The sequence below is a fragment of the Alkalibacillus haloalkaliphilus genome (genome assembly GCF_007991275.1).
In the GTDB taxonomy this organism is placed as follows: Bacteria; Bacillota; Bacilli; order Bacillales; family Alkalibacillaceae; genus Alkalibacillus; species Alkalibacillus haloalkaliphilus.
Genome location: NZ_BJYA01000002.1, coordinates 122,086 through 139,372, shown reverse-complemented (window position 1 = coordinate 139,372; position 17,287 = coordinate 122,086). Strand labels below are relative to the sequence as shown.

The following is a 17,287-nucleotide window of genomic DNA, read 5'->3' as shown; positions in this document are numbered from 1 at the left end:
CGTTGTTTCAAAATGTACTTATCGTCTCTCAGGAATACGCGCTGCTTTACCACGTAGGTTACGTAGGTAATAAAGCTTCGCACGACGTACTCGACCGCGACGAGATACTTCGATCTTGTCAACACGTGGAGAATGTACAGGGAATGTACGCTCAACGCCAACGCCGTAAGAAATCTTACGTACAGTAAACGTTTCGCTGATTCCACCACCACGACGCTTAATTACAACACCTTCGAATACCTGGATACGTTCACGGTTACCCTCTACAACTTTAACGTGTACTTTTACAGAGTCACCGGCACGGAATTCAGGTACATCAGTACGTATTTGATCTTGTGCGACTTGCTCTAGAATCTTTTGCATGTTCGTTCACTCCTTCCAAACTAACACTCTTACTTATTTCAAGAAGCGGAGTATCGTTATCAAGCTTAAGTGAACACTTAAGCACTAAATTAATATATCATACACTGTAATGAGATGCAACAGAGTTATAAGCTTTTATTCGCTTTAATTTCATTTAATAGTTTCTGTTGTTGTGCGGTTAACTGATCTTCATTAATTAAGTCGGGTCGCCTTTCATAAGTGCGCTTTAAAGATTCATACTCTCTCCACTCGTCGATCTTTTTATGGTTACCAGATAACAAGACATCAGGAACTTGATGCCCTCTAAAATCACTTGGCCTTGTATAGTGTGGATGCTCTAGCAAATCATTAGAAAACGAATCTTCTTGTGCTGACTGTTCATTGCCTAATACTTCCGGTAACAAACGAACAACACTATCCGTTACAACCATAGCACCTAACTCACCACCAGTTAGAACATAATCCCCGATTGAAATCTCATCAGTTGCTAATTCTGTTCTAATTCTTTCATCGAAACCTTCATAATGACCACAAACTAAGATTACATGATCTTCTTGCGCCAGTTCTTCTGCTTTCTTTTGACTATAAGGCTCACCTTGTGGACACATTAAGATGACTCTAGGGTTACTGTTAGCTCTTTTTTTTAAGTCTTCCACAGCATCAAAAATTGGTTGTGGTGACAAGACCATGCCGGCACCACCACCATAAGTATAGTCATCTACTTTTTTATGTTTATTTTCGGTATATTCTCGAAAATCAACTAACTGATAGTCATAAGCCTTTTTCTCTTTTGCTTTCTTCAAAATAGAAGATTCAAACACACCTTTAAACATTTCAGGAAAAAGCGTTAATATATCTAGCTTCATTACGAAAGCAACCCTTCCATTTCTTCGATTACGATTTTTTGATTGTCGATATCAATTTCTTTAACAACTTGATCAATGTATGGAATTAGTGCATCTTTCATTCCAGATTCAACACGTTGAACGACCCATACGTCATTTGCTCCAGGAGATAGAATCTCTTTTACCTTCCCTAAATGCTCTCCTGTCGTTAAATACACTTCGCAACCGATAATTTCGTAATAATAAAATTCATCTTCATCTAAGTCTTCCAAATCTTCGAAGGCTACTTTTAACTGGTGTCCTTTAAAACGTTCAGCTTGATCTAACGATTCGTTCCCTTCAAAAACTAACAAGTCAAACTGTTTATGTTTGCGGTGGCTCACTACTATTACTTCTTCGTGCTCTCCACCGTCCATTTCGACGAACAAGCGACTACCTGGTTCAAATCGCTCCTCTTCGAAGTCTGTTACCGACATGACACGAACTTCACCTCGAACGCCGTGTGTGTTTACTATTTTACCAACATTTAAATAATCTTTACTCATATAGCATCACCTATTTATTCGTACTATTATTCCGTCTTCAACGACGATTTCTCTATCACCAAATAATTCATCGTAAGCATCGCCAACAGATACTTCGACAATTTCATCTACTTCTCTTTCAGTAATTTCACTACCTATTGGTAATTGGTCTAATTGTTCGACTTGAAGTTCATACCATTCGATTGATTGTTTTCTTTTTAATTCTTCTTGTGAAAACTTTTCCTCTACTTTATGTTGGTCGAACTTTTGCTTATATATCAATTTTTTCTTTTCAAAATTTAACTGTTCAATTTCTTTTTGTTTAGCTGCTACTTGTTCTTGGAATTTTTCCACAAGTTTCTGTTTACTATATTCAGTCACAACTTGCTTTACTGTTGTCTTTCGTATAATTTGCATAAGACCACCCATTTCATTCAAATAACTCGTCTTAAGCTTATATCATTTTATAACTGAAAAAAAGGGAAAGGTTTAACCCTCTCCCTCTTAACTACATAATATCAACATAAACCTTTTTATTTGTGTTCGAATTAGCTGCATGAACAACTGTACGAACAGCTTTAGCGATACGCCCGTTTTTACCGATCACTTTACCGACATCATCTTCATGAACAGTTAAGTGGTAACGAACTTTACGGTCCGTTTCTTCTACTGTCACTTCAACGTAATCAGGATGGTCAACTAATGGGCTTACAATCGTTTCAATTAAGGGTTTCATGATATCACAAATCCTTATTAGTTATTTTTTGACTCGTGAAACTTAGTCATGATGCCCTGGTCTGAGAATAGGTTGCGTACCGTGTCGCTTGGCTTAGCACCTTTAGTCATCCAGTCTAAAGCTTTGTCTTCATCAATAGAAACCTCTGGTGTTTCAGAAACTGGATTATATGTGCCGATTTGCTCAATAATACGTCCATCACGAGGTGAACGTGAATCTGCTACTACTACACGATAGAAAGGATTTCTTTTAGAGCCCATTCTTTTTAGGCGGATTTTTACTGCCATGTCTTACACCTCCATCAAATTGCTTATCACAATTTTAGATTGTATCAGAGAAACAAAAGTGTGTAAAGGATTTTTACATTACATTGTTATAGAATTTAAATTTCCTGTTTCATGGCCATTTTGAGCAGGTTTTCAGAGCCAAGCCTCATAATACAATGTATTCTATAAATATAAAGGACACTTAAACCTTACTTACTGTTTCTACTTTAACTTTACCGTCCAACAATTCTATCTTATGATTTGCTCGTTTCGCAATAGATTCATCATGTGTAATCAACACGATCGTCACGCCATCATTGACATGTATATCTTCTAGTATGTGCATAATCTTCCTACCTGTCTCAGAATCCAAGTTCCCTGTTGGCTCATCTGCGAGAATAATGGATGGTTTTGTAACCAATGCTCTAGCAATGGCCACTCTTTGCTGCTCACCGCCAGATAACCTTGATGGAAGGTGATTAATCCGATGTCCTAAGCCTACACGTTCTAACGATTCTTTTGCCTTTTCTTTAATATCCTTTGAAGAAAAAACATTTAATAAAGGCATCATAACATTTTCTAAAGCTGTTGCTGTTGGCAACAAATGAAATTGTTGAAAGATATAACCGATTTCATTAAGTCGTAACTTGGCTAACTGTTTATCTTTAAGCTTGTGTACCGCCTGGTTATTTACCCAAATCTCTCCATGATCAATTGGTTCTAACCCTCCAATCGTATGGAGTAGTGTAGATTTCCCTGAGCCAGAAGGTCCGACGATCGATACATAACTATGATCTTCAACTGTCAGTGAAACATGTTTTAACACTTCCACTTTCTCAGTCCCACTCTTATAGCTTTTTTCTAAATCATTTATTTGAATCATTTTCCCACACCCTTTTCGATAAAATTTAAGCCAAATATTGATTGTTAAGTACTTGTTTTACCTTCATTCCACTAAAAATAACAATGGAAAAGAAGCTTATTAACAATACAGGGCCTAAAATAGCTAGTGAAATCATCCATGTAGGAATTACAATGTCTGTAAACACATTTATAAAAAGAATCGCACCTAACGTCCCAATTAAAGAACCAATAAATGAGACAATAAAAGTCTCCAAACTAATATAAAGCTGAATTTTCCTCTTTGGCCACCCTATAGAGCGGAAAATGAAGAACTCCTTCATACGTTCATTAATGTTTAAATACAGGAGTAAAAATGTAACAGCTATGGCTAACGCGAAACTCATAATTAGAGTAGCCGTCTGATATTCTTCCAATCTCACATCAATTGCTTCACCGATAAAACTCAAGTAAAGGAAATCAGAAAGACTTTGCTGCGTTACAAATGAGAGTAAAAGCATAAACGTTGTAATTGCGATGACCGTAGCTAGTAAGCCAAACCTTAATGGCCGACGCAATAATTGATGAATACAATATGACAGAACACCGCGTATTTTCACCAGTCTTTGCATCTTCCACGTATCACCTTCACCTGCTAGCCCATCTCGAGGTGACAATTTCAACGCTTTACGACTTCCTGCTGTATATCCAATTGAAATAATAATGAATGTCATGAACCATACAAGTAAGTAGTCAATAAGAGAGACCGTTTCTAACCAATAATTTGTAAACCATATGGAAACTATAGGGACCAGACTAATAATTAAAGCTTCTACAAATAGTGATTGAATGATTTTCGCTCTACTCCAACCAAATGCTCTTTGCATAGCAAAATCAATTGAACGGTTAAGCAAGCTATGTGTGATCACGGTAAAACAAAAAATCACACTGATCGCTAACAAATAAACAAACAATAAGATGTTAGCTTGGTTCACTTGATTTTCAATTGACCAGCTAACTCCTTGTTGTTGCCAACCTTCTTCTACTGTTCCAACTTCATCTACTTCAGTTCCAGCCAAATTAACATAAACTCTACTTGCAGATGAACCAAGCATGATCTCAACTCGATTGCCAGTTCGTTCCCTTATTTCCGTTGCAATGGCTTCAATCTTTCTTTGACTTTCTTCAGTCCTTTCAGCTACTCCTTCTACCACAACACGAATGGAGGATAATGGAGGCTCATCATCATAGACATGGTTTAATGCATTTAGAGTCGTTAACATATCTGGAGCGCCTGGATAATAACTTGCCTTAACTGGGAGTGGGAGTAATGGTGTTGGTTCAACTTCTTCTCCAAGACCATTTTTAATAATCATACTATGATGTGGTGTATAAACATCGACCGGATCTCCTTCTTGCCATGAACCAGCATATTTCGGACTAATTTCAGATGAATCATAATAACCTACTACATCAACAGTAAAATCATATATATCTCTAACTCCTTCTGTATACCGGTAAAACGGAGCATCTATGTCAGTATAAAATTCACTAGCATTTGGATATTCTTCTGCTTCTAACAGTGGTATATCTTCATCGTTATTTTCAACCAAATTATAATTAATCGGGGAAAATCTGATGATCTCAGTAGGAGCATTAATGAGTTCGTATTCTTCTTCACTATAACCTTCATCATCAAATTCTAGATTGACGTTTTTAAACCTTAGATCTGAAGTAAGTGATGAAATGTTTAATTGTGCCAATTCTTCTTTTGGGAGACTGCGTAAATAGTTTGTTGTCCCACCTGCAATATCTTCTTCAGTTAGATCATCCGGTACACCAATTTCATATACCGATACCGTTTCTTCCATCACATATTCTGGTTCCTGCAAAGCAACTACAGGAATAACAGGCATTGTAGCACCTTCCGCAGAGTATGGCTCATCTAAGTAACTACCAGAAATCATACTTTCAGATACATTATATAATTGGTCTTCAGCTTCAGGGTCAATCGCCACAAGTAACATTTCATTCGGATATCTTACAGAAGTTCCTGGAGCTACATTAGAAGGATACCCTCTTTCCTCTAAATGTCTTTGATATAAAACAGAATCTTCCATTGACTCATCATAGTACTCACGAACAGAGCTTGTTTCTGTTAGTGTATGTGTTTTCATTCCATCAAAAGCAGTAACTTCCTTCGTTATTTCATACCAATTTCCTGGAGTAGCATTAGATGCATTTGCATTCATCCCCAAAAAATCAAAATACCCCATTAATGCAATTGGTGCAGCAACTTCCACGCCTTCAATACTTTTTATTTCTTCCCATTCTTCTATTGATATTCCACCATAGCTAGCAATACTGCTTTGTGGTGCAACCCAACCGTCTTCTAATCCTTGCACTTCTTCATCTAACTGAGGTAATACTAAAATATCATATTGGTAGCGCCAATCATCTTCAAGCTCTCCCCTAGCTTCAACTGTAATTTGATCAGTCACTGTTTGAGTTCCTATGTACGCAAGTCCTAAAAAACTTAAAATAAGCCCTATTGTTAAAAATAGCTTCCAACGACCTCTAAATGTGGCTTTTAAGTATGTAAACATTATTGTTATCCCCCTTGTCAATCAAAAGAGCCAATACTCTAATTAAACTTATTTATAAATTCAGTTTAGATTGGACAAGCAGTACTTACACGTTCATTAATAGTACGAAATTCCTGTCTATCGCCTATATGTCTATGTTGTTCTTCAAATTTATGATAACCAGAACCATCAATACATTGATAGTAAGTATAATGGGTTTCCCAATTACTACCATCATGGTGAGCACTTATAACCAACGGAGATGTAATTAACATGCTGAAAACTAGCGCACTACTAAGTACCTTCGCAAATTTCCTCATATAAACAACCTCCTAAATACTATAGAGTATTGACTCTATGTAATATATTACCTTATTTTAAATTAAGTAACAAGTTAATATTTAAAATATTGAAAAAATTAGGTCACTTAACGTTCGAGAACTATTATTTTTTGAAGTGTTACGCTCTTTGATATTTTGTGTAAAGACCTGATAAATATTGCAGAGCAGTATTTTATGGTTCTATTTTAAGCATAACAAAAAACGCTTCTCCTATAGGAAAAGCGCTTTTAAAACGTTTAGGTTTTACTTTACATAAAAGGAAGGTTCATTCCGCCTTTTTTGCCCTTCTTTTGATTCGTCATCTGTTTCATCATTTTCTTCATTTCTTCAAATTGTTTTAAAAGACGATTGACTTGCGCAACTGATGTACCTGAACCTTTTGCAATACGTTTTTTACGACTAGCATTAATGACACTTGGATCGACACGCTCTGTCTTTGTCATCGATTGAATAATGGCTTCTATATGCGTCAGTTGCTTATCATCAACCTGGAGATTTTTCATGCCTTTCATTTTGTTAGCACCAGGCATCATATCAATCAACTCATCTAATGGTCCCATGCTTTTCACTTGTTCCATTTGTTCTAAGAAATCCTCAAAAGTAAAAGACATGGATCGCATTTTACTTTGCATTTCTTTTGCTTTCTTCTCATCAACTTCAGTTTCTGCTTTCTCAATTAAACTAAATACATCACCCATACCTAATATTCTTGAAGCCATACGATCTGGGTGGAATGCTTCTAGTTGATCTAGCTTTTCACCCATACCAGCAAACTTAATCGGCTTACCTGTAACAGCTCTAATTGATAAAGCTGCACCACCACGTGTGTCACCATCTAGTTTCGTTAGAACGACACCACTAATATCTAGCTGGTCATCAAAGCTATCGGCAACAGTGACTGCATCTTGACCTGTCATTGAGTCAACAACTAAGAAGATTTCATCCGGTGAAGTATCTTCTTTAATTTGGGTTAACTCACCCATTAAGTCTTCATCAATGTGCAAACGACCTGCCGTATCAATTAAGACGTAATCGTGATGTTCTTCTTTCGCCTTAGCGATTGCTTCATTAGCAATATCAACTGGGTTAGCATCCGTTCCTTTAGAATAAACAGGCATCTCAAGCTGCTCACCTAAAGTTTCTAACTGATCGATCGCTGCTGGACGATAGACGTCAGCTGCTACTAACAATGGATTACGATTAAACTTCTTTCGTAAATGGTTAGCTAGCTTACCAGTCGTCGTTGTTTTACCAGCACCTTGTAAACCGACCATCATAATAACTGTCGGCGGTTTATTGGCTACAGCGATCTTACTTTGCTCACCACCCATTAACTCCGTTAGCTCTTCTTTTACAACTTTAATAACTTGTTGGCCTGGTGTTAAACTCTCCATCACTTCTTGACCAACAGCACGTTCTTTAATGCGTTTAATTAAGTCTTTTACAACTTTATAGTTAACGTCAGCTTCTAATAATGCTAACCGCACTTCTCTAGTCATTTCTTTTACATCAGCTTCAGTAACCTTACCTTTACCGGTAATCTTTTTGATCGTACCTTGTAAACGGTCGGCTAATCCTTCAAATGCCATAATGGACTGTCCCCCCTACTCTAGGTTTTCCAACTGTACTAATAAACTCTCAACATCTTCTAATTGACGTTGTGACAGTTTTTCTTTCATTTCTTGAATAATTTCATTACGTTTTTCAAAACGTTCATAGAGTCCTAGCTGAGCTTCGTACTCCTCAAGCATTGCCTCTGTACGTCTAATATTATCATATACGGCTTGGCGACTAACATCATAAGTTTCGGAAATTTCACCTAAAGAATAATCTTCTAAGTAATATAATTCCATATAATTTCTTTGTTTGTCTGTCAAAAGCTGTTGATAAAAATCAAACAAATAATTAACTCGCGTCGTTTTTTCAAGCATGATCAACACTCCTAAGTGCTTTGAACAACAAGTTTATAATTATTTTTCTTCTTGTTCAACTCGTGTCATTAAATCTCCAAATAAGCCGTATACTAATTGGTGTGCATTAAACGGTTGTAAGTCAGTAATTTGTTCACCTAATCCAACATACTTAACTGGAATGTTCATTTCGTTACGGATTGCTAAAACGATCCCGCCACGTGCTGTACCATCAAGCTTCGTTAAGACAATTCCGGAAACGTCTGTTGCTTCTTTAAATGTTTTCGCTTGGCTTATTGCATTTTGACCTGTCGTAGCATCTAGTACAAGTAATGTTTCGTGTGGTGCTTCTGGAATTTCTCGTTCGATTACTTTGCGTACTTTTGATAACTCTTTCATCAAATTCACTTTATTTTGCAGACGGCCTGCCGTATCACAAAGTAAGACGTCAGCTCCCCTTGATCTAGCGGCTTGAATACCATCGTAAATCACCGCTGCAGGGTCACTTCCCTCATTATGCTTGATGACATCAACGCCAGCACGTTCACCCCACACATCAAGTTGGTCAATCGCACCTGCTCTAAATGTATCACCAGCTGCAAGGACGACACTTTTGCCTTCTTGTTTTAGTTGATGAGCTAATTTACCGATTGTCGTCGTTTTACCTACGCCGTTTACTCCGACGATTAAAATGACAGAAAGACCATCTTTTTGTATGTTTAATGCTTCGACTGTTTCTTCGTCATCATCACCATAGTAAATTTCAACTAATTTCTCAGAGATGACTTCCTTTACTTCTTCAGTATCTTGAATGTTACGGCGTTTAACTTCCATTTCAAGCTCTTCAATAAGTTCCATTACTGTTTCTACACCGACATCTGCAGAAATTAAAATTTCTTCAAGTTCTTCAAAAAATTCTTCGTCAACTTTACGGTATTTTGCGACTAAATCATTTACCTTTGTTGTAAAGGAGTCTCGCGTCTTCGTTAGCCCGTCTTTAAATTTATCTGTTACTTGATCAGTTTGTTTATTTACTTTATCTTTTAATTTTTTAAAGAAACTCATTTCAGTACTTCCTTTCTATGAAATGCTTATGTTAATTGTATATCATTTCTTCTGTTTCTTCTAACTTTACTGATACCATCTTGGAAACACCAGATTCTTGCATGGTCACACCGTATAGTACATCTGCATGTTCCATCGTCCCTTTACGGTGGGTGATGACGATAAATTGTGTTTGGGCAGAAAACTGTTTTAAATAGCCTGCAAAACGAACAACATTAGCTTCATCCAATGCCGCTTCTACTTCATCTAACACACAGAATGGTACTGGGCGAACACGTAAAATAGCAAATAATAAGGCGATTGCCGTCAGTGCTCTTTCACCACCTGAAAGTAAACCTAGCTGTTGTAGTTTCTTACCTGGTGGTTGGGCGATAATATCAACACCTGTTTCTAATAAATCATCAGGGTTTGTTAGTTTTAATTCTGCATGACCGCCACCGAATAGTTCTTTAAACACTTTCTCGAATTCTGCTTGGATTTTAAAGAACGTTTCACTAAATTTACGAACCATTTCTTCGTCCATTTCATCGATAATCGAGTGAAGCGTCTCTTTTGCTTCTAATAAGTCATCACGTTGGTCTGTTAAGAATGCATAACGCTCTTGTACACGCTCATACTCTTCGATCGATCCGATGTTAACATGACCTAATGATTTAATTTGTTGTTTCGTTTGAGCGACTTGTTGCTTCGCTTGTTCAATGTCTTCTGCAGGGCCATGTACTTGCTTAGCACGCTCAAAAGTCATTGAATATTCGTCGCTTAACTGTTGTAATCTGTTTTCTAAATCAACATCTAAACGATTCGCTTGCACTTCGTATTTTTGTAGTTGACTACTTTTCTCTTCATACAGTCTATTTTTCTCTTTAATTTCACGTTCTAGATCTTCTTGAAGTTGCATCTCTTGTTCGCGTTTTTCACGTGCTTCCTCTAGTTGGCTGTTAACTCTGACTAATTGATTGCGGTGATTTTTCAATGTTTCAGTCAGTCCTTCGACTGTATGTGATTTTTCATGAGATTCTTTTAAGTCTTTTAGTTCTTTTTCAATTTGGGTTTTCGTCTCAACTTCTTCTTCTAAATCAGCTTTTAATTGATTGACACGCTCTTCTTGATTACGAACATCACTATCTTGTTCTGCTAAACGTATTTGTAAATTATTTAACTCTTCTTGTTGTTCATCTTGTTCAGCTTTATAAGATGACTGGTTTTCTGTTAAGTCATCAATTTTCTGTTTTAGTTCGTTAGATTTATTACTTTGTTCTACTAACGTCGATTCTAGTGTACTCAATTGCTGTTTTAAGTTTTGACGATCTTGTTCAAACTGCTGATTTTCCTGATCATAGACTTCTAGTTGCTTATTCATATTTGAAAGTTGTATTTCAGCACTTTGAAGCTTTTGGTTTACTTCTTGGTATGACGATTGGACTTGATTTAGTTCTTCCTCTTTATTAGTAAGTTGTCCTTTAAGGTGATCTAACTGAGATCGTTTTTGTTTTAATTCTTCTTGGAACGTTTCTGTTTTGCTTTCGTAGTTAGTTAGCTTTTCTTTTATTTCGTCTAACTCTTGTTCACGTGTAAATAAAGAAACTTGATTACTATTTTTCTTAGCTCCACCACTCATTGAACCACCTGGGTTAACAACATCACCATCTAGCGTTACAATTCTGTAGCGATGATTAATTTGTTTAGCAACCGCGTTTGCTTCTTTCAATGATTGCGTCACAATTACATTACCGAGTAAATTTTCAGCAATCTCTCGATAAGACTCATCAAAATTAACTAACTGTGATGCTACTCCAATAAAACCATCAGCATTTTGAATTGTTCTTTGTACTCGCTCATCTATGAGTCTGGATTTCATCGTCGATTGTGGTAATAGTGTCGCTCGTCCACTTTTAGATTGCTTTAAGTATTGAATAGCATCTCTTGCATCTTTATCCGTTGAGACGACAATATGTTGTGCTTGTGCTCCTAAAGCTGTTTCCATTGCAGTTACGTAATCTTGTGGTACTTGGATCAGTTGTGCAACCGCTCCGTGAACGCCATTTAATTGACCACGCTCTTTAGCTTGTAAGATCGCTTTAACACCATAATAGAATCCACTATATGACTCTTTCATATCTTCAAGCATTTCTTTCTTTGAGCGTAACTGTTCAATTATGCGGTAGGCTTGATTTAATTTCTCTTCATCTGTATAAATGGTTTCTTGTTGATCATTTAATTGTGTCTCTAAACGTTCATAAGCTTGTTTAACCTCTGTAAGCTGTTGTTCAAACGCTACCTTTTGTTGTTCATATTCATTGAACTCAGTTTGTAAGCTTTCACGATCTTGTATCATTTGATCAAATCGTTCATCGAGACGTTTCTTACGTTCTTCAATTTGTTCGATTTGTTTTTCCACTGAATGTTTCTCATTACGACTAGCTGCCTGTTCATTTAACAAATCGATATATTCAGCCTTATGTTGTTCAATTGTTTCCTCAATGTTTCCTTCACTAGATGCTAACCTGTCTCTTAAAGCTTTAATTTGTTGTTTTGTTTCATTACGGCTTGACTGCAAAACAGCAAGTCGAGCTTCATGATCTTCAATATCAAGCTTGATTTGATCAACTTGGTCTGAATGAGTTTGAACGTTACTTTCAAGCTTATCTTTACTTTCATCAAAATGTTTTAAACGTTCAGCTAAAACATTTTTCTGCCCTTCTAACTGTTCAATTTCTTTCGTTAAATATAACTTTTCATCTTGCCATTTATTAATTTGTTTTTCTAAAGAATGAATGATCTCGCGTTTCTCTTCTAAATTCGCATCATCTTGCTGGATCACTGCTTTTTCAGACGCTAATTGTTCTTTTAAATGCTCAATGGAAGTTAATAAATGATCCCAATCAGTATGGATCGCTTCAATTTCAGCCACTAATAGTGAGACTTCTTCTTTTTCTAATTGGTCTCGTAAATCCAAATACTGTTTCGCAGTTTCAGCTTGTTTTTCCAAAGGTTCAAGTTGACCTTCGATTTCATGAATGATGTCTTCTACACGACTTAAATTATCTTGTGTTTCACTCAGTTTCTTTTGTGCATGTACTTTACGTTTTTTATATTTTAAAACACCAGCTGCTTCTTCAAATATGCTACGACGCTCTTCTGACTTTGAAGATAAGATTTCTTCTACTTTACCTTGGCTTATAATAGAAAATGCTTCTTTACCTAACCCGGAATCCATAAATAAGTCAGTAATATCTTTAAGCCGACAAGGTTGTTTATTAATTAAGTAATCACTATCGCCAGAACGATAGACTCGACGTGTAACAGCAACTTCATCGTATTCAATCGGAAGTTGGTGATCACGATTGTCCAAAACTAACGTTACGTCTGCAACGTTTAACCCTTTACGTGTATCACTCCCGGAAAATATAACATCTTCCATCTTCGCTCCACGTAAAGACTTAGCTGATTGCTCACCTAACACCCATCGAATAGCATCTGTTATATTTGATTTTCCACTTCCGTTCGGACCCACTACTGCCGTTACACCAGGCACAAAGTCAACTGACACACGTTCGGCAAATGATTTAAATCCGACAGTCTCTAACCTTTTTAGAAACATACCTTTATACACCTACTTATAAATGCTACATTTTTAATTATATTCATACGATGACAATAATCTTGTAATATGTAATAATATACTTAACATTTCAACCTGTATATTTTATCATAAATTAAGGGTTCACAGAAGGATGCAATACACGATTAGGAGGATATTCATGAACTTAAATGAGCCAACTTATGAAAATTTGGAATATATCATCGAGGAATTAGCTAAACAATTGCAAGTGTTAAACGCTTCTATTTTAAAACCAGAGGATTATGATTTAGACCATTATCATGATATTAAAGATATTTATGACATGTTAAGCGCTCAAGGGCAAGTAAGTGTTGCGGAGATTAACGCAATTATTACTGAGTTAAAAAAGTATCGTAAACAATAAAAATGACCCCAGTTAGAGTTCAGTCTAGCTGGGGTTTTCTTTCGTTCAACATTAGGTTAACTTGGCTAATCCTTCTTTTGCCGCATCTTGTTCAGCTTCTTTTTTTGAACGTCCTTTTCCTGTTCCAATCCGTTCTCCATTTAACGAAACAGAAGCAATAAATTCTCTGTTATGGTCTGGTCCTATTTCGTCAACTATTTTGTACTCAACTGATTCACCGTCTTTTTGGACGTGCTCTTGAAGCTGGCTTTTATAATCCATCACATGCGAAAAAGCACCTGGTTCAATATTCGGAAAGATGTGCTCTTCTAGGAAATCCAAAGCTGTTTCGAAACCTCGATCTAAATAAATCGCACCCATTAATGCTTCAAAAGCATCAGCTAAAATAGCAGGACGCTCACGACCGCCGGAAGCTTCTTCTCCTTTTCCTAAAAGTAAATAATCACTTAGTTGTAATTCACGACTAAATTGTTCTAATGACGGTTCACAAACTATATTTGCTCTAAATTTCGTTAATTCTCCTTCACTCATATCGGGATAAGCTCGGAACAGATGTTGAGACACCGTTAGTTCTAAAACCGCATCACCTAAAAACTCAAGTCGTTCATTATCTTCAAGTGAATCATCCTGATGCTCATTCACATATGATGTATGCATGAAAGCTTGCTTTAGTAAATCTTCATTGTTAAATTTAATATTAAATTTTTGTTGAAAATCTTTACAATCCATAAGTTCCACCTTCTCTATAACTTGAGGATAATCCATCAACTTGCATGTATTTATACTTTGCTTATGCATTCATTTTTAAGCATTTAAAATAGAAAATGAGGATGACTACTTTGTCATCCCCCTTTTTTTAAAGTTACTGGATGCTGTTTATGTAATTAACAGCATCACCTACTGTATTAATTTTCTCTGCTTCTTCATCAGAAATTTCCATATCAAACTCATCTTCAAGTTCCATGACTAATTCAACAACATCTAATGAATCTGCTTCTAGGTCATCTTTGAAAGAAGCACTCTCAGTTACTTTTGACTCATCAACGTCTAAACGTTCAACGATAATGTTTTTTACACGATCAAATACGTCTGCCATGTTGTTCACCTCCCTTCAAAGCGTAATTAATTATATTACATTACCATTCCACCGTCTACATGAATCGTTTGCCCTGTCATATAGTTCGCATCGTCTGAGGCTAAAAAGCGCACAACTTTAGCGACATCTTCAGGGTCACCAAGACGGTCTAACGGTATTAAATCATACATTTGTTGTTTAGCTTCATCAGATAACTCATCTGTCATATCAGTTGCAATAAACCCAGGAGCTACAGCATTAACATTTACATTACGTGCTGCTAATTCTTTAGCCACTGATTTCGTCATACCAATGACACCTGATTTAGCCGCAACATAGTTAGCTTGTCCCGGATTACCTGTTACACCAACAATTGAAGCTACGTTAACGATTTTACCAGAACGTTGCTTCATCATTTGACGCGTAACACCTTTAAGGCAATTAAATACCCCTTTTAAGTTCGTATCAATGACTTCATCAAACTCTTCTTCTTTCATACGCATAAGTAAATTATCACGGGTAATACCTGCATTGTTAACTAAAATATCTAATGAACCAAAATGGTCAACTGTTTGTTTAATTATATCTTTTACTTCATCAGAATTTGAGACATTTGCTTGAACTGCAAAAGCATCTCGACCTAACTGCTTAATTTCATCAACTACAGCTTCTGCTTTATCTTTACTCCCAGCATAGTTTACGACGACATTGGCACCTTGCTTTGCAAGTTCAATAGCAATCGCTTTACCAATACCACGCGAAGCACCTGTAACAAGTGCAGCTTTTCCTTCTAACATTACGATTCCTCCTTAGCCCATTTAATAAACTCATTTAATTGATCAACATCTTGTATGTTAAATACTTTCGCTCGACGATGGACTTTCTTCACTAAGCCTGATAATACTTTTCCGTGTCCTACTTCAACAAAAGCATCCACACCTTCATTGACCATGTTTTCTATCGTCTTTGTAAACTGCACTGGTGAATACAGTTGTTCTGTTAATAATTGTTTAATTTCACTTGCATCTTGCACTGGTTTTGCCGTGACGTTGGCATAAACAGGAGCTTGTGCGTCATGAAGGGCTACTCCATCAAGAACTTTTTGGAACTGTTCGCTTGCTGGTTGCATTAATTGTGAATGAAAAGGTCCACTAACGTTTAATGGTAAAGCTCGTTTTGCACCGGCTTCCTTCAACTGCTCAACTGCTTCTTCTACACCTTCAACCGTCCCGGAGATAACTGTTTGACCTGGACAGTTATAATTTGCAACATTTACTGTAGCGCCGTTATTCGTAATCTCTTGTGTGATCTGTAAAATTGTATCATCATCCAAGCCTAACACAGCTGTCATTGTACCTTGCCCTGATGGCACAGCCTGCTCCATTAACTTACCACGTTCATGTACAGCTTTCAGTGCATCTTCAAAGGATAAAGCACCTGCTGCATAAAGAGCACTATATTCTCCTAAGCTATGTCCAGCTACCATTGCTGGCTCGATTCCTGCTTTCTTAATCTGCTCAAAAATAGCTACACTATTTAATAGCAAAGCAGGTTGTGCGTTTTCTGTTTTCGTCAGTTCTTCTTCTGGTCCATTTAACATCAAATCTGTTAAAGAATAGCCAAGTACGTCGTTCGCTTGTTCAAATTTCTCTTTAACTTCGCTTGATTCATTATAAAAACTTTGACCCATTCCAACAGTTTGTGAACCTTGACCTGGAAAAAGAAAAGCAAATTTACTCATCATTGGACTCCTTCCCATTCTCCATTGATTCGACATCTTTTTGAATTAGATTAACAACATCTTTTTCAACTAAGTCATATGTCTGCTTAATGGCACTAAATATTGCTCGACCATTCGAAGATCCATGTGCTTTAATTACTGGTGCTGCAAGTCCAAACAAACCAGCACCTCCATATTCGGAGTAATCAAGTTGATCTTTAATACCTTTAAGGTCTGATTTAACCATGGCAGCAGCTAATTTCGTTTTCATGTTTTGTGTGAACGTATCTTTAATCATTGAAAACATAGACAAAGCTGTACCTTCGATCGATTTCAACGCGATATTACCAGAGAAGCCATCTGTCACAACGACGTCTGCAACACCATCTAGTAAGTCTCTTGCTTCAACATTACCGATAAAGTTGATCGGTGCATCTGACATTAGTTCAAAAGCTTTTTTAGTCAGTTCTGATCCCTTTTGTTCCTCAGTGCCGACATTTAATAATCCGACTTTAGGTTTTTGGACGTTACGTACATTCTCAACATAAATTGAACCCATAATCGCATATTGCAATAAGTGCTGGGGTTTCGCATCCACGTTCGCTCCAACATCTAATAGCAAAAAGCCTTGCCCATCTATTGTTGGTAAGGTTGGGCTTAATGCTGGTCGCTCGATACCTTTTATTCGACCAACTTTAAATAATCCCGTACTCATTAAAGCGCCAGTATTACCTGCTGATATACAAGCATCAGCTTCATTGTTTTTAACAGCTTCGGCCATTAACACCATTGAGGCATTTTTCTTTTTGCGAACGACGCGTACCGGTTCGTCATCATTCTCAATTTTTTCTGAAGTGTGGTGTATTGTAACTCTTTCGTATGTATCACCTAATAAAGGTTTAATTTGTTCTTCATCACCGTAAAGTGTAATTGTTAAATCGTTATAATGTTCTACAGCTTGTTTCGCACCTTCTACAACAGCATTCGGTGCGTGATCTCCACCCATTGCATCGATAGCAATTTTCATAAAC

The 17,287-nt window shown here is 36.7% G+C and carries 19 protein-coding genes; 1 reads left to right on the top strand and 18 read right to left on the bottom strand.

Going from position 1 to position 17,287, the window contains the following annotated elements:
- Positions 1–18: 18 nt before the first annotated feature.
- The 13 genes from rplS to smc form a co-directional block, all read right to left on the bottom strand.
- A complete protein-coding gene (gene rplS / locus AHA02nite_RS03355; RefSeq protein WP_146814387.1) occupies positions 19–363 on the bottom strand; it encodes a 50S ribosomal protein L19 in 345 nt (114 codons plus the stop codon).
- Between the two features lie 125 nt (positions 364–488).
- Entirely contained in the window at positions 489–1,229 is a 741-nt protein-coding gene (gene trmD / locus AHA02nite_RS03350) for a tRNA (guanosine(37)-N1)-methyltransferase TrmD (RefSeq protein WP_146814386.1), read from the bottom strand.
- The gene (gene rimM / locus AHA02nite_RS03345; protein ID WP_146814384.1) at positions 1,229–1,753 is read right to left on the bottom strand and encodes a ribosome maturation factor RimM; all 525 of its coding nucleotides are present in this window, start codon (positions 1,751–1,753) and stop codon (positions 1,229–1,231) included. Before rimM ends, trmD begins: the two co-directional genes overlap by 1 nt.
- Positions 1,754–1,759: 6 nt before the next feature.
- Positions 1,760–2,149, bottom strand: coding sequence for a YlqD family protein (locus tag AHA02nite_RS03340; protein ID WP_170235958.1), 390 nt, complete (start codon positions 2,147–2,149; stop codon positions 1,760–1,762).
- 91 nt (positions 2,150–2,240) lie between these two features.
- Positions 2,241–2,468 (bottom strand): KH domain-containing protein, encoded by a 228-nt coding sequence (locus AHA02nite_RS03335; protein ID WP_017185497.1) that lies wholly within the window; start codon positions 2,466–2,468, stop codon positions 2,241–2,243.
- A gap of 17 nt (positions 2,469–2,485) precedes the next feature.
- The gene (rpsP, locus tag AHA02nite_RS03330) at positions 2,486–2,755 is read right to left on the bottom strand and encodes a 30S ribosomal protein S16 (RefSeq protein WP_146814380.1); all 270 of its coding nucleotides are present in this window, start codon (positions 2,753–2,755) and stop codon (positions 2,486–2,488) included.
- A 181-nt stretch (positions 2,756–2,936) separates the two neighbouring features.
- Positions 2,937–3,617, bottom strand: coding sequence for an ABC transporter ATP-binding protein (locus AHA02nite_RS03325; RefSeq protein WP_146814378.1), 681 nt, complete (start codon positions 3,615–3,617; stop codon positions 2,937–2,939).
- Positions 3,618–3,642: 25 nt separating this feature from the next.
- Positions 3,643–6,180: an ABC transporter permease gene (locus AHA02nite_RS03320; RefSeq protein WP_146814376.1), complete on the bottom strand. Its 2,538-nt coding sequence runs from the start codon at positions 6,178–6,180 to the stop codon at positions 3,643–3,645.
- 65 nt (positions 6,181–6,245) lie between these two features.
- Complete coding sequence (locus AHA02nite_RS03315) at positions 6,246–6,479, bottom strand: hypothetical protein (protein WP_146814375.1); 234 nt, start codon at positions 6,477–6,479, stop codon at positions 6,246–6,248.
- A gap of 269 nt (positions 6,480–6,748) precedes the next feature.
- Positions 6,749–8,089 carry a signal recognition particle protein gene (gene ffh, locus AHA02nite_RS03310; RefSeq protein WP_146814373.1) on the bottom strand — a complete coding sequence of 447 codons (1,341 nt, stop codon included), beginning with the start codon at positions 8,087–8,089 and terminating at the stop codon, positions 6,749–6,751.
- 15 nt (positions 8,090–8,104) lie between these two features.
- A complete protein-coding gene (locus AHA02nite_RS03305) occupies positions 8,105–8,431 on the bottom strand; it encodes a putative DNA-binding protein (RefSeq protein ID WP_146814371.1) in 327 nt (108 codons plus the stop codon).
- A 39-nt stretch (positions 8,432–8,470) separates the two neighbouring features.
- Positions 8,471–9,475: a signal recognition particle-docking protein FtsY gene (ftsY, locus tag AHA02nite_RS03300; protein WP_146814369.1), complete on the bottom strand. Its 1,005-nt coding sequence runs from the start codon at positions 9,473–9,475 to the stop codon at positions 8,471–8,473.
- A gap of 31 nt (positions 9,476–9,506) precedes the next feature.
- Positions 9,507–13,076 (bottom strand): chromosome segregation protein SMC, encoded by a 3,570-nt coding sequence (gene smc, locus AHA02nite_RS03295; protein ID WP_146814367.1) that lies wholly within the window; start codon positions 13,074–13,076, stop codon positions 9,507–9,509.
- Positions 13,077–13,236: 160 nt separating this feature from the next.
- Between smc and AHA02nite_RS03290 the strand changes: the two genes are divergently transcribed.
- Positions 13,237–13,461 carry a DUF1128 domain-containing protein gene (locus AHA02nite_RS03290; RefSeq protein WP_146814365.1) on the top strand — a complete coding sequence of 75 codons (225 nt, stop codon included), beginning with the start codon at positions 13,237–13,239 and terminating at the stop codon, positions 13,459–13,461.
- Positions 13,462–13,512: 51 nt separating this feature from the next.
- Here the strand turns inward: AHA02nite_RS03290 and rnc are convergent, their stop codons facing one another.
- From rnc to plsX, 5 genes are all read right to left on the bottom strand, one after another.
- Positions 13,513–14,190 (bottom strand): ribonuclease III, encoded by a 678-nt coding sequence (gene rnc / locus AHA02nite_RS03285; RefSeq protein ID WP_407642714.1) that lies wholly within the window; start codon positions 14,188–14,190, stop codon positions 13,513–13,515.
- Between the two features lie 133 nt (positions 14,191–14,323).
- Positions 14,324–14,557: an acyl carrier protein gene (locus AHA02nite_RS03280; RefSeq protein WP_146814362.1), complete on the bottom strand. Its 234-nt coding sequence runs from the start codon at positions 14,555–14,557 to the stop codon at positions 14,324–14,326.
- A 35-nt stretch (positions 14,558–14,592) separates the two neighbouring features.
- Positions 14,593–15,333, bottom strand: coding sequence for a 3-oxoacyl-[acyl-carrier-protein] reductase (gene fabG, locus AHA02nite_RS03275; protein ID WP_146814360.1), 741 nt, complete (start codon positions 15,331–15,333; stop codon positions 14,593–14,595).
- Positions 15,333–16,277 (bottom strand): ACP S-malonyltransferase, encoded by a 945-nt coding sequence (fabD, locus tag AHA02nite_RS03270; RefSeq protein WP_146814358.1) that lies wholly within the window; start codon positions 16,275–16,277, stop codon positions 15,333–15,335. Before fabD ends, fabG begins: the two co-directional genes overlap by 1 nt.
- Positions 16,270–17,283, bottom strand: a complete 1,014-nt coding sequence (gene plsX, locus AHA02nite_RS03265; protein WP_146814356.1) for a phosphate acyltransferase PlsX — start codon at positions 17,281–17,283, stop codon at positions 16,270–16,272. The genes fabD and plsX overlap by 8 nt, the downstream gene beginning before the upstream one ends.
- Positions 17,284–17,287 lie beyond the last annotated feature (4 nt).

What these genes read in the sequence shown, in the direction of transcription:
- rplS (WP_146814387.1), bottom strand. Translation starts at nt 363, where the DNA reads ATGCAAAAGATTCTAGAGCAAGTCGCACAAGATCAAATACGTACTGAT.
- trmD (WP_146814386.1), bottom strand. Translation starts at nt 1,229, where the DNA reads ATGAAGCTAGATATATTAACGCTTTTTCCTGAAATGTTTAAAGGTGTG.
- rimM (WP_146814384.1), bottom strand. Translation starts at nt 1,753, where the DNA reads ATGAGTAAAGATTATTTAAATGTTGGTAAAATAGTAAACACACACGGC.
- AHA02nite_RS03340 (WP_170235958.1), bottom strand. Translation starts at nt 2,149, where the DNA reads ATGCAAATTATACGAAAGACAACAGTAAAGCAAGTTGTGACTGAATAT.
- AHA02nite_RS03335 (WP_017185497.1), bottom strand. Translation starts at nt 2,468, where the DNA reads ATGAAACCCTTAATTGAAACGATTGTAAGCCCATTAGTTGACCATCCT.
- rpsP (WP_146814380.1), bottom strand. Translation starts at nt 2,755, where the DNA reads ATGGCAGTAAAAATCCGCCTAAAAAGAATGGGCTCTAAAAGAAATCCT.
- AHA02nite_RS03325 (WP_146814378.1), bottom strand. Translation starts at nt 3,617, where the DNA reads ATGATTCAAATAAATGATTTAGAAAAAAGCTATAAGAGTGGGACTGAG.
- AHA02nite_RS03320 (WP_146814376.1), bottom strand. Translation starts at nt 6,180, where the DNA reads ATGTTTACATACTTAAAAGCCACATTTAGAGGTCGTTGGAAGCTATTT.
- AHA02nite_RS03315 (WP_146814375.1), bottom strand. Translation starts at nt 6,479, where the DNA reads ATGAGGAAATTTGCGAAGGTACTTAGTAGTGCGCTAGTTTTCAGCATG.
- ffh (WP_146814373.1), bottom strand. Translation starts at nt 8,089, where the DNA reads ATGGCATTTGAAGGATTAGCCGACCGTTTACAAGGTACGATCAAAAAG.
- AHA02nite_RS03305 (WP_146814371.1), bottom strand. Translation starts at nt 8,431, where the DNA reads ATGCTTGAAAAAACGACGCGAGTTAATTATTTGTTTGATTTTTATCAA.
- ftsY (WP_146814369.1), bottom strand. Translation starts at nt 9,475, where the DNA reads ATGAGTTTCTTTAAAAAATTAAAAGATAAAGTAAATAAACAAACTGAT.
- smc (WP_146814367.1), bottom strand. Translation starts at nt 13,076, where the DNA reads ATGTTTCTAAAAAGGTTAGAGACTGTCGGATTTAAATCATTTGCCGAA.
- AHA02nite_RS03290 (WP_146814365.1), top strand. Translation starts at nt 13,237, where the DNA reads ATGAACTTAAATGAGCCAACTTATGAAAATTTGGAATATATCATCGAG.
- rnc (WP_407642714.1), bottom strand. Translation starts at nt 14,190, where the DNA reads ATGGATTGTAAAGATTTTCAACAAAAATTTAATATTAAATTTAACAAT.
- AHA02nite_RS03280 (WP_146814362.1), bottom strand. Translation starts at nt 14,557, where the DNA reads ATGGCAGACGTATTTGATCGTGTAAAAAACATTATCGTTGAACGTTTA.
- fabG (WP_146814360.1), bottom strand. Translation starts at nt 15,333, where the DNA reads ATGTTAGAAGGAAAAGCTGCACTTGTTACAGGTGCTTCGCGTGGTATT.
- fabD (WP_146814358.1), bottom strand. Translation starts at nt 16,277, where the DNA reads ATGAGTAAATTTGCTTTTCTTTTTCCAGGTCAAGGTTCACAAACTGTT.
- plsX (WP_146814356.1), bottom strand. Translation starts at nt 17,283, where the DNA reads ATGAAAATTGCTATCGATGCAATGGGTGGAGATCACGCACCGAATGCT.